Raw genomic sequence first — 10,865 nt, 5'->3', positions numbered from 1 at the left:
AAGGAATGTTAAATTTAATTAACACATTCATTTATCCTTTTTATATTTTAAAGGTTACTTAAATTTGCAAATCACTTATATTATCAGGATATATTAAACTACAAGTCTACAATTAGCTATAAATTCTTTTCTAACTTCAGCACATAGTTCCTCTAAGTTATTATACACGCACAACCCAACATCCTGTAAAAAAATCTTTTTAAGTACTACTACGTCTACCTCATCCATCACATACTATTTCTTAAATGTACAAAAATAGTTTCTAGTCTTTTAATTTCTAAAATATTTTTAAGATTATTATTAATATCTAACCATATAATAAATTGAGGCTTTATTGTATAAAATTTACGCCTACCAAGAACCCCAACATTCTCTTGCGGAAATTCGATATATGACTCAAAATTATAATAATCTCTCACTATATTCACTTCATCCAAATATCTATTTACACCTACATCATTCTTAATATATCGATAACCATTCTCATCATTGTACCTCCTATTTATCAACTTATATCCTAATCCTAGTTGGTGTGAAAATAATTCATCAAGTAATGTTATTGAATAAGGATTTAGGCTTAATATATAATTCAATGCATTCTTTCTGCTGCCATCATTATTAACTATGAACTCTTTCAAAATATCCTTATTTCTTCCATTTTCCTTAACTAATTTCTCTACATCTAACGTCTTGCATAATATGGACTTATCTTTATTTTTAATAAGTTTTAAAGGTGAAATTTCATATTCATCAGTAAAGGATTCATTAAAGCTATTCTGAGTTGAATAAGGCAGTATATTATTGTTAATGATAGTATTCTTACTAACAATTATTTGTTCAATTATTTTTGTTCAATTATTTTTGTTAAGCAACGTTGCTTAACATATTGCTTCAAGGTTATATTACATATAATTTTAAACTCTTTCGATATTTTACTATATTTCTCCCCTGTTATATCTTCTATGACATAACTGCTAATTGATTCATGATAGTTATTCTCTAAGTAATTTACTATTTTCTCAATTGCGTTTTTCATAATACTGATCACTCCTTATAATATTATACATTCTATAATATCTATTTTCAATTTCGGTATTTTCATATAAAGTATGCAATATTTAATTAAAAAATAGAGATTATTAATGCATTTTCATCTTTAGAGTCTTTATAAAAAATGGAAAAGTTGGATTGCAAAATAAATAATGTTTAATATGAAATAATAAAGTTTAGAATTCAAGATAGATTTTTTATATAAATTTTTTTTATATAAAAAACAGAATCCAATAATCCCTTAATAATATTGGATTCGGTGAGAATATTATTTCAGAGGTTTTTAACTGTTGTTAATTTGATTTTGTTGAATTTTTATTATATATTGATTGCATTCTTAATCTAAACGATAAAGGAGGTATGGCATGTCCTATAATTTATACCTAAAAAAATAAGTGCGCTATCCTATTTTGCATTTATAAATGTTTAGTTTAAAAAATCAGATGAGTTATTATATATATCAACGTGAACGCCGGAGTAATTTGACTTACCATTTTAAAATAAGTGGTAAACCATTAATTCAGCATAGATGATATTGTACATATATACGATAAAATATGTGTTAAAATATATTTCAGCTACTAAATATTAGCATCTATACTTCAACATATACATCTATATTGAATTCGGTATGCCTTATATCCCCATAGTACTCTCTCTCCACATCAATATCCGTATGTGACCATTTTGTATCTACTACTGGACACGTTACTTCCAAATCCATTTTTTCTTATTAATCATATTTACAATATTCAAAGTGTAAATTCATATTTTTAACGAAATCCTTGAACATACCCTTTATGTAACCTAAGGTACTAATATCATCAGCATCTTTTAATTCATGAAAATTCTACAAGTCTAAATTCTAATCATAAGAAATTTTGATAAAATAGTGATTCTAAAGTTTGGAAGGATATTATAGAAATATGATTGAATGGAATGCAGAAATCGTTAAAGAATATAAAGGGGCATGTAAAATGATTACTTTATCACTTTACATGCCCCTTAAAAATATTACAATTATATAATCAATTTTTCATTAGAATAAAATAGAATTTAACTCCAATTTCGGTGTTTTCCACTCCGCATTTTCCACCATGAAGTAATATTATATTTTTTACTATTGATAGTCCTAGACCTGTACCTCCAAGTTTCCTAGTCCTTGATTTATCAATTTTATAGAAACTATCCCATATTTTATTTGTTTCATCAGTATTGATTTTACTTCCACTGTTTTCTACCTCGACGCATATTGTGTCTTTTCTATTTATCATTCTTATTGATATGGATCTGCCATTATTAGTGTGTCTTATTGCATTAGTCATATAATTTGTTAATACCTGCTCTATTCTGTTCCAATCTGCTTTTACCTCAATGTTTTTAATTAGTTCTAATTGTAGTTTGATATTTTTTTCATTAAGTAATGATGAAAATTTTCTAGCCATTGGTTTTACTAATTCGTTAAGAAAGAATTCTTCCTTTACCAATTTAAAATTTCCTGATTCTAGTTGGGATAAATTTAGCATATCTGAAACTAGACTGTTCATTTTTCTTGATTCGTCCATTATTACATCTATAAAATATTGTTTTTCATTACCCTCTAAAACATCATCATTTAAAGCTAAAGTATACCCTTCTATAAGAGTTATTGGTGTTTTAAGTTCATGAGATACTGAAGCTACAAAGTCTTTTCTCATTTCTGTTAATTTTTTTTCTTTTTCAATATCTTTTTCTAATTGTGTATTAGCATTTTTAAGTGACGTTAATGCTTCATTTAAATTCTCCGATAGAAGATTCAATGATTCAGCTAAGGCACCTATTTCATCTTCGCTTTTAATTTCACATTTTTCGGTAAAGTTAAGTTTCGCCATTTTAGTTGCAGTTTTAGTTATTTTTATAAGTGGTTTTGCAATCATATTTGAATAAATCAAAGAAAGCAATAAAATTACAAATAACGCACCTATATAGAAATACAAATAAAATTCTTTTATAACTTGAACTGCTTCATTCACAGGTTGCAATGAAGAAAAAACATACACAATTTCATCTTTTTTTTCATCATAAGAGATACCTGCTATGCTAACTTCCATATCAGGGTTTTTAGCAGTAATAAAAATCAGTGACTTTTTTCCTTCTTTTAATTTCGTGATACCACCAATATTTGCAATCTCAGTAGACATTATCTGATCCATAAGCCTAGCTTTTATAGAATCTTTTCTTTCATCCGCAGTTTTTGTAAGATATTTTAAATTGCCTAAGTTATCTCGTATAATTATTTTATAGTTATTTTGGTCTTCGAAAGAACTAATTAAATTACTCTCGTCATCGTTGTTTTTAAGCAAAGTATATTCATTTTTGAATTTAACGAGGTTATCTTCTAAATTGTTTTTTTTCCATCTTATATAAAATTGCTCGAAAAATACAGACTGAACTATTAAATTAGTAGTTATGAAAGCTGCAAAAACTATTGAGGTTATTATAAATAACTTTCTTGTAATACTTTTTTTACTTTTCATTTTTCGCCTCGAATTTATATCCAGTACCTCTTATCGTTGCTATGAGATAAGATTTTTCCCCTAGTTTCTCTCTTAATCTTTTTATAACTGTATCCACTGTTCTTAAATCTCCAAAATAATCAATACCCCATAAAGCATCTAATATTTTTTCCCTGCTTAATACAATTCTCTTATTGAGTATAAAATAATTTAGAAGTTCAAATTCTTTTGGAGATAGATTAATTTCATTATCATATATAGTAACCTCATGGCTTAAATTATCAACTACAAGACCATCAAAGCTATTCCCTTCTTTTAGAACATCATCACTACTATAAGCACGCCTAAGAATAGCTTTTACTTTAGCAACTAGTAGCTTTGGAACAAAAGGTTTAGTAATATAATGGTCAGTTCCTAATTCGAATCCCAATAATTCGTCATCTTCTTCAGATTTAGCTGTAAGCATAATTACAGGAATATCTGAGGTCTTTCTTATTTCCTTGCATACATCCCATCCATCCATAATTGGCATCATTACATCTAATATAACCAAATCAACTTTAGATTTATTGAATATGTTAATAGCCTCACTACCATTTTCTGCTTGTAAAATATCATATTTTTCTTTCCTTAAATATATAGACACGAGGTTTCTAATCCTCTCTTCATCATCAACTATTAAAATTGTTTCCATCATAAAATTTTCTCCTTTATTAAGAGCTCAATATACTAGGTATAATATGGATGCTAATTTAAGATTTTAACATTCTTATCTATTATATATTAATCCCACTAATAATCATAATAATTATTATATTATAGTTCATGCATTCTAATAATCTAACTACTATTCTATATTTATATAATAGAGTGTCAACATGTCAATAAAAAGGCAGACATGTTAACAATGTGTAACTGAAAATTGTTAATTAGTTATCGTAATTAACTTCTATTTTTAACAAACAATGCATATAATTAATAAAGATTTTGTCTATATTATCGTATAATTAATTTGTACACTTTAAAATGAGTTTGATGATAATTTAAGGCATTATAATGTTTGAAAAATTATAGGGAGGTTTTTATATGCTTAACGGTGGTAAGATTAGGGAATTAAGACTTAACAAGTCTCTAACAAGCAAAGATATATCAACTTTATCTCAAAATTTAGATGTACATGTATCTCAGACTTATTTAGAAGAATTAGAACGAGGAAGTAAAAGAAATCCATCATTTAATATAATTGAGACAATTGCAACTATTTTATGTGTTAACATAGACGAACTTAGAACAAATTGAAATAGATTAAAGCAGGCCACTATCTTTAGTTAGTTTGCCTGCTTTATTTATTTAATTATAAGTTTGTATTTATCAAAATGCTATTTGATTTTACAATGCAGTACAATAACATTTCTAACTATTTACTTATATTTCCAAGGAAATATGTATTTCTTATTTTTATTTTATATCTGTACAATCCCATTCACAAAAGAAATGTTTTAAATACTCCTCCATAAACTCATGTCTTTCTTTTGCTATAGATCTACCTGATTCAGTATTCATTAAATCTTTTAGCAATAGAAGTTTTTCATAAAAATGGTTAATAGTTGTACCTAGACTTTTTTTATACTGTTCAAAATCAGTGTGTTTTTGTGGTTTAATGTTAGGATTATATAGTTCCATTTCCTTATAGCCACCATAAGCAAAAGCTCGTGCTATTCCTATAGCTCCTATCGCATCTAATCTATCGGAATCCTGAACAACTTTCCCTTCTATGGTTTCTTGCTTAGAATTCGTTGTTCCACCCTTGAATGACATAGTTCCTATTATGTTTGTAACCTTATTAGTAATGGTATTATCTACACCTAAGCTAGTTAACCAATCTCTTGAGAGTTTAAGCCCGGCCTCACTACTGCCTTCGTTAAATTTCCAATCTGCAATATCATGCAATAATGCAGTCAATTCAACTACAAACATATCAGCATTTTCTCTTTTCCCTATATAAATAGAAATATTATAAACCCTTAATATATGCCACCAATCATGTCCTGTTCCTTCTCCATATAGTTTGTTTTTTACATATGATTTGGTTTTATTTATAATTTGATTTTTATCCAAATAATTACCTCCAACGTTAAAATATTAAATATAAGTTCATCCTTAAGGTTACACAGCTTATTATATTTCTTTGACTTTCAAAATGATACATGATAACATGATTGTAAACTTTACAATCATGTTAGTTTACAATACTTGCTAAAGCACATAATATATATTGACAATATTATGTGCTTTATAACTTTTAGGGGGAATTTATTTTGAAATTATCTACACGAGATTTAATAATTACAGCATTATTTACCGCACTAACAGCAGTAGGTGGGATTATCTCTATACCACTTGGACCAGTTCCTATAACACTGCAATCACTATTTGTTATTTTATCTGGTCTTATCTTAGGTGCTAAACTTGGCGTTTTATCACAAATTACGTATATTATTTTAGGTTTAATAGGATTACCTGTTTTTGCTGGTGGAAGTGGAGGAATGGGATCAGTAATAAGCCCTACTTTTGGTTTTTTAATTGGCTATCTTGCTGCAGCTTACGTTATTGGAAAACTCACAGAAAAAAATAAGTCTTTGTCTAAAATAATATATGCTGTTATTTTAGGAAGCTTAACAATTTATGTTATTGGAGTTCCATACTTTTATTTTATTTTTACAAATTATTTAGGGAAAAGTATAAATCTTTATGGAACACTTAAATTTGCGTGTTTACCATTTGTACCAGGTGATGTTGTAAAAGCATCAATAGCAATAATCCTTGCAAGAAAATTAATCCCTAGGTTATCAAAGTATTTAAATTAAAAGTAATACATTTAACTCTTATTATATTTTAAAAAATTAACTAGTTTAAATTTTATTTACTATTCCCAAGTTGTCCATATTTCTGGTACGTATCCAACAGTAGCTTGTTTTCCATTACGTACTATAGGAGTTTTGAAAAGTTGAGGATTATTTAATAAAATCTCTTCTTTGGTCTCTTCTCCCCTAATCTGATCTAAGTTTAACTTTTTATAATCTTTTGCTTTTGTATTAATTAAGTTATTTAATCCTACAGAAATTTTTACACTATGTAGTTCACCCTTACTAAGACCTTTAATAGTTAAATCTATGAACTGATATTTTATGTTTCTTTCCTTAAAATATCGTTCAGTTTTTTTTGTATCAAAACATTTTTTCGTTCCAAAAAATTGAATATTCATCTAATCAAGCGCTCCTTCAAATGTATTAGTATCTCTCTTATGCTATCATTAATTAAAGCATTGGTCACTATTAATTAGAAAATTAAAATATTATTATCGCAATTATTACTGTGGCTATTATTCCACAAGTAACTGGAATAATATTTTTCCTAGCTACTTCAAACGGTTCAACCTTACAAACTCCTGCTGCGGCAACTACACTCCAAGGGATTATAGTTCCACCACCAATCCATATGGTAATTATTTGACCAAATGCTGCAATTTTAACTTTGTCTATGTTGATAGCAGTTGAAAAGGTATTCGCGAGTGTTCCAACTAGTGGAAGGCCTGCAAAACCTGAGCCACTAAGTCCAATAAGGGTGCTAACTGCTGTTTGTATACCTATAACAGAGAATTTATTTAACGGTATATTATTAGATGCATATACTCCTATATCGCTTAGAATGCCTCTAGCCCCGTTACCTAATATAGCAGTTGCTGTAACATCACTTCCTAAGAAAAAGAAAGCACCTATAATTATAATTGGTGCAAATATACTTATACCAAAAGTAAAACCATTTTTAATATATATAGTTACATCTCCCAATGCTTTTTTTATATTAGTATGTATTATAGAAGAAATTATCATTATTATCGCTGCTGTTCCACCTATTAAAGCTGTAGATTCTGAGCCTATAAATCTCAATTTCTTAATAAATACAATATCAATTACAAATACTAAAGGAGTAGCTATGGCCATTATTTTTGTACCTATTAACTGTTCTTGAGCAGTTTTTTGTTTTGTATCTATTTTTTTATCAACATTGATTTCTATTTTTTTATCTCTATTCATAAGAATAAAAGCGGTAGTTATAGTAACAATACTCATTACGCCCCAAAATGGAATACATTCTTTAATAATTCCTAATGCATTAGGCAAGTTGGCAGTTTTGGCAGTTATGGATGGTGCCGCTTGAAGAACAAAATCACTTGATAAGGCAATCCCGTTACCAAATAAGCATAAATCTACTGCAGCCCATACAGGAGGTAATCCAGATTGTATTGCTGCTGGCACCATTAAAGCACCTATAAAAACCACAGCAGGCGTTGGCCAAACAAACCATGAAGTTATAGCAACCGTTATACCTAGAACAAAAAAAGATACAGTTTTGTTTATCATCAGCTTTTTTATAGGCTTTATAATTAATACATCAGCACCTATGTTATTTAATGCGCTAGACATTGCATTCACTAATGCGATTACTACAACTATTTCAATAAATTCTTTACCAGATACAACTATGGCATTATATATAATTTGTACAGATTTTAAAACATCACTTGTATAGATGTAACCTATTATTCCAATGCCTAAAATACATGGAAGAATTACATCTTTTTTGAACGCAATTATTGCAATAATTATTAGAATAATTATCATATACGCATAATGAATTTCGCCTAAACTTACCATGTATTTTTACTCCTCTCATATATATATATTAGTACATATGCTTTTTTATCCAATAACTATATATATTTGAATATACCGTTATAATCACCTTTTAAATAACACATTAAATTGAGTATATGCAATATTCACGGGAAATAATCAGTTTTTAATTTTTAAAAATTATCCAATTGAATTTAATATATGAAAAAGATGTTTTAAGCTATAAACTAAGTAATTGTTTTTATGTGCCTAATATATTACATGACTTTAAGCAACATTTATGATAGAATTATGACTAATTAAAAATATTACAATAAATTATGATTTATAAAATAAAAAATTATCTAAGGAGGCAAAGATGCTACAAATTTGGGGCAAATTAATTAAAGACAATAGAATTATCAGCGATGAAGTATCAATGTCAGAGGAAAAAGATAGTTATCAAGAAAATTTAAAAGCTTGTATAACACAGTTATGTTATAAATTTGATATTGCAACACCTTATTGGTTAAAATCTAACATTAATGAATACAATAAAAGACGTAAAACAAATTTTGATGAAAATAATTTTATAGAAGAAATATATTTTGATAGATTTACGATTGAAGAAATAAAACCAAATGAAAAATAGTGTTTATCAGCACTATTTTTCATTTGGTTTTAGATGTAAACATTCATGTGCAAATAAATTCAAACTACTATATCTAATGAAGCAAAATTTTATCATCAGGAAAAATGGAGTTCCCATACCCAACGAATGTTTCGAAATCTTCGCCGATATTATTAAAGGTTTCATTTAAACAAGGAAGATATATTTCATCAATCCCTACTATCTTTAATTCCATAAGGCATATTACTCCAAAACTAATAACATGATTGAGGATTATGGGGGTACTGGTAACTTTAGTAGTTGTTTTAATATTAAGTTTAAATTCATTTAACTCACGTTCTTTCCGAAGATCTACAAAAGTGTCTACCGGTTTTTCATAAAATCCATTTATTTTATTGCTTTTATTGTTTTCACGATAATCAATTGTATAGTTAACTCTTAGGATAAATTTAATATTTGAAAACCCAGATTCAGTAGATAAACGATTTCTAAATTCTGAACGGTCTACTATAATACCAGGTTGAAATTTTATCTCATCAAAAACATAATAAGAGTTTGATGATTTGGGTAAATTAATTTTAATAAAAGGGAAATTGAGACTTTCATTGTATGTTGCAAATATTTTTTCTGCAATTATTGTTATTAATTTATTATCGGATTTTAAAGTAGTTACTGCAACTGGTGGAGCATATGTATAAGGAAGGCTTAGTGAAATGATGTCATAAGGTTGACTATTAATTGTTGACATAAGAATTGAGCCAATTATAGAACGTGATTCTATATCAATTATATCGATTCCACCATAATCGTCACAGCATCTGTTAGTAACCAAGAGTTTAGTATTGTCATCAGTAAGAAAAAGTCTAGTGGGTTCAGATTTTGATGTGAAAACAAAATCGTATGTTTTATTAGTATAAATGTTTATTAAATCTATTCTGTTTAGTCCTATATTAGATGCATATAAAGTAGTATTACTTAACACCATTCCAGATATTAAAGAACCTTTTGCGAGAATTAAATTAGTAATTATTTTTGAATCAATATTTATTTTTGAAATATAATGTTGCATTGAAATATATACTGTTTTGTCATCGTTGGATATTAAGATACAGGTTGGATTTACATCTAGATTATCGAATACGGATATAAGTTTATAGCTATCTGTACTGTAAATTCTTAATTCCTTTAATAATGTATCTAATATATATATTTTTGAACCATCTTTATTAAGTTTTAAATCAATAATTGCAGAAAAACCTTTAATACTACCAAATGATTTTTCTAAATTCATATCATAAATGGTAACTTCGGAAACATTTGAAACATATATTTTTTCGTTTACCTTATCAACTTGCATATTACCATTATTAGGAATGATGTGCTGCTTTATTTCACCATTTATACAATTAACAAATGAAATAGTATTACTTAAATCGCATGCAACAACAATGGTATTGGCATCTTTTACTGCTAAATTAAATGGTCTTCTTCCTACTGATATCTCTTTTAATATAGTATTGCAAAGACTATCAATTATAGTTAAAGTTCCAGTTTTAATATTTGAAACAAAATAATAATTTTTTTTAATAAAGTTATCTATTTTAATCACACCCTTTATACTTATTAGTAGAAAATATGCTTTAGTTGTGTTAAATATGCTTAAAACAAAAAAAGGATTTGCAAATACCAAATCCTATCAATCTATTTCAAAAACTAAATTTTTTCGTAGTCATCATATTTTGACTTCTTTATAATTTTATACATACCCTTGGGTTTTATATTAATTTTTATAATTTCATCATTAACAATATCCATATAGATTTCTCTGAATTTAATTGCTAGACTACAACCATAGGATATTATTATTGGAGTTGATACTAATTCAACATTGCAAGACTTTTTTATAAGTCTTTGGTACAAAAGTGTTGCACTATTATGACCCGGATAAACAACTAAATACTCATCTTGCTCTACGTTCATAGCTTTGAACATCTCCCTTACGGCTAATCAAGT

Annotated in this window: 14 protein-coding genes; 3 read left to right on the top strand and 11 right to left on the bottom strand. The window is 27.3% G+C overall.

From position 1 onward, the window contains the following. Positions 1-93: 93 nt before the first annotated feature. The 6 genes from KPL38_RS20040 to KPL38_RS09485 all read right to left on the bottom strand — a co-directional run bounded on the left by KPL38_RS20040 (position 94) and on the right by KPL38_RS09485 (position 4,242). Positions 94-228, bottom strand: coding sequence for a hypothetical protein (locus KPL38_RS20040; RefSeq protein WP_281419347.1), 135 nt, complete (start codon positions 226-228; stop codon positions 94-96). After that, on the bottom strand, positions 228-638 hold the full coding sequence (locus tag KPL38_RS09500) for a hypothetical protein (protein ID WP_216288902.1): 411 nt from the start codon (positions 636-638) through the stop codon (positions 228-230). The genes KPL38_RS20040 and KPL38_RS09500 overlap by 1 nt, the downstream gene beginning before the upstream one ends. 203 nt (positions 639-841) lie before the next feature. Beyond that, positions 842-1,036 carry a hypothetical protein gene (locus tag KPL38_RS09495; RefSeq protein WP_216288901.1) on the bottom strand — a complete coding sequence of 65 codons (195 nt, stop codon included), beginning with the start codon at positions 1,034-1,036 and terminating at the stop codon, positions 842-844. A 609-nt stretch (positions 1,037-1,645) separates the two neighbouring features. Beyond that, entirely contained in the window at positions 1,646-1,768 is a 123-nt protein-coding gene (locus KPL38_RS20035; RefSeq protein WP_281419346.1) for a hypothetical protein, read from the bottom strand. A gap of 310 nt (positions 1,769-2,078) precedes the next feature. Beyond that, positions 2,079-3,566 carry a HAMP domain-containing sensor histidine kinase gene (locus tag KPL38_RS09490; protein ID WP_216288900.1) on the bottom strand — a complete coding sequence of 496 codons (1,488 nt, stop codon included), beginning with the start codon at positions 3,564-3,566 and terminating at the stop codon, positions 2,079-2,081. Further along, the gene (locus KPL38_RS09485; protein ID WP_281419345.1) at positions 3,556-4,242 is read right to left on the bottom strand and encodes a response regulator transcription factor; all 687 of its coding nucleotides are present in this window, start codon (positions 4,240-4,242) and stop codon (positions 3,556-3,558) included. Before KPL38_RS09485 ends, KPL38_RS09490 begins: the two co-directional genes overlap by 11 nt. A 389-nt stretch (positions 4,243-4,631) precedes the next feature. Between KPL38_RS09485 and KPL38_RS09480 the strand changes: the two genes are divergently transcribed. Beyond that, positions 4,632-4,844, top strand: a complete 213-nt coding sequence (locus KPL38_RS09480; protein WP_216288899.1) for a helix-turn-helix domain-containing protein — start codon at positions 4,632-4,634, stop codon at positions 4,842-4,844. A 159-nt stretch (positions 4,845-5,003) separates the two neighbouring features. On the opposite strand, the gene KPL38_RS09475 is transcribed toward KPL38_RS09480, so the two are convergent. Beyond that, entirely contained in the window at positions 5,004-5,663 is a 660-nt protein-coding gene (locus KPL38_RS09475) for an HD domain-containing protein (RefSeq protein ID WP_216288898.1), read from the bottom strand. A gap of 200 nt (positions 5,664-5,863) precedes the next feature. On the opposite strand from KPL38_RS09475, the gene KPL38_RS09470 reads away from it, so the two are divergent. Next, positions 5,864-6,412, top strand: a complete 549-nt coding sequence (locus tag KPL38_RS09470; RefSeq protein WP_216288897.1) for a biotin transporter BioY — start codon at positions 5,864-5,866, stop codon at positions 6,410-6,412. 59 nt (positions 6,413-6,471) lie between these two features. On the opposite strand, the gene KPL38_RS09465 is transcribed toward KPL38_RS09470, so the two are convergent. After that, positions 6,472-6,810, bottom strand: a complete 339-nt coding sequence (locus KPL38_RS09465; protein WP_216288896.1) for an arsenate reductase family protein — start codon at positions 6,808-6,810, stop codon at positions 6,472-6,474. 82 nt (positions 6,811-6,892) lie between these two features. Next, on the bottom strand, positions 6,893-8,263 hold the full coding sequence (locus KPL38_RS09460) for a hypothetical protein (RefSeq protein ID WP_216288895.1): 1,371 nt from the start codon (positions 8,261-8,263) through the stop codon (positions 6,893-6,895). Between the two features lie 337 nt (positions 8,264-8,600). On the opposite strand from KPL38_RS09460, the gene KPL38_RS09455 reads away from it, so the two are divergent. Beyond that, positions 8,601-8,873 carry a hypothetical protein gene (locus KPL38_RS09455; protein ID WP_216288894.1) on the top strand — a complete coding sequence of 91 codons (273 nt, stop codon included), beginning with the start codon at positions 8,601-8,603 and terminating at the stop codon, positions 8,871-8,873. 73 nt (positions 8,874-8,946) lie between these two features. Here the strand turns inward: KPL38_RS09455 and KPL38_RS09450 are convergent, their stop codons facing one another. Both KPL38_RS09450 and KPL38_RS09445 read right to left on the bottom strand, forming a co-directional pair. Then, on the bottom strand, positions 8,947-10,461 hold the full coding sequence (locus KPL38_RS09450; protein ID WP_216288893.1) for a YncE family protein: 1,515 nt from the start codon (positions 10,459-10,461) through the stop codon (positions 8,947-8,949). Positions 10,462-10,565: 104 nt separating this feature from the next. Beyond that, positions 10,566-10,832: a putative Se/S carrier-like protein gene (locus KPL38_RS09445; protein ID WP_216288892.1), complete on the bottom strand. Its 267-nt coding sequence runs from the start codon at positions 10,830-10,832 to the stop codon at positions 10,566-10,568. Between the last annotated feature and the right edge of the window lie 33 nt (positions 10,833-10,865).

Origin of the sequence: Clostridium psychrophilum (assembly GCF_018861705.1) — a bacterium.
Classification (GTDB): Bacteria; Bacillota; Clostridia; order Clostridiales; family Clostridiaceae; genus Clostridium_AD; species Clostridium_AD psychrophilum.
This window is presented reverse-complemented; position numbering and strand designations above follow the sequence as displayed.

Excerpts from the sequence above, each read along its gene's own strand:
- KPL38_RS20040 (WP_281419347.1), bottom strand. The coding sequence starts at position 228 with ATGGATGAGGTAGACGTAGTAGTACTTAAAAAGATTTTTTTACAGGAT.
- KPL38_RS09495 (WP_216288901.1), bottom strand. The coding sequence starts at position 1,036 with ATGAAAAACGCAATTGAGAAAATAGTAAATTACTTAGAGAATAACTAT.
- KPL38_RS09490 (WP_216288900.1), bottom strand. The coding sequence starts at position 3,566 with ATGAAAAGTAAAAAAAGTATTACAAGAAAGTTATTTATAATAACCTCA.
- KPL38_RS09485 (WP_281419345.1), bottom strand. The coding sequence starts at position 4,242 with ATGATGGAAACAATTTTAATAGTTGATGATGAAGAGAGGATTAGAAAC.
- KPL38_RS09480 (WP_216288899.1), top strand. The coding sequence starts at position 4,632 with ATGCTTAACGGTGGTAAGATTAGGGAATTAAGACTTAACAAGTCTCTA.
- KPL38_RS09465 (WP_216288896.1), bottom strand. The coding sequence starts at position 6,810 with ATGAATATTCAATTTTTTGGAACGAAAAAATGTTTTGATACAAAAAAA.
- KPL38_RS09460 (WP_216288895.1), bottom strand. The coding sequence starts at position 8,263 with ATGGTAAGTTTAGGCGAAATTCATTATGCGTATATGATAATTATTCTA.
- KPL38_RS09455 (WP_216288894.1), top strand. The coding sequence starts at position 8,601 with ATGCTACAAATTTGGGGCAAATTAATTAAAGACAATAGAATTATCAGC.
- KPL38_RS09445 (WP_216288892.1), bottom strand. The coding sequence starts at position 10,832 with ATGAACGTAGAGCAAGATGAGTATTTAGTTGTTTATCCGGGTCATAAT.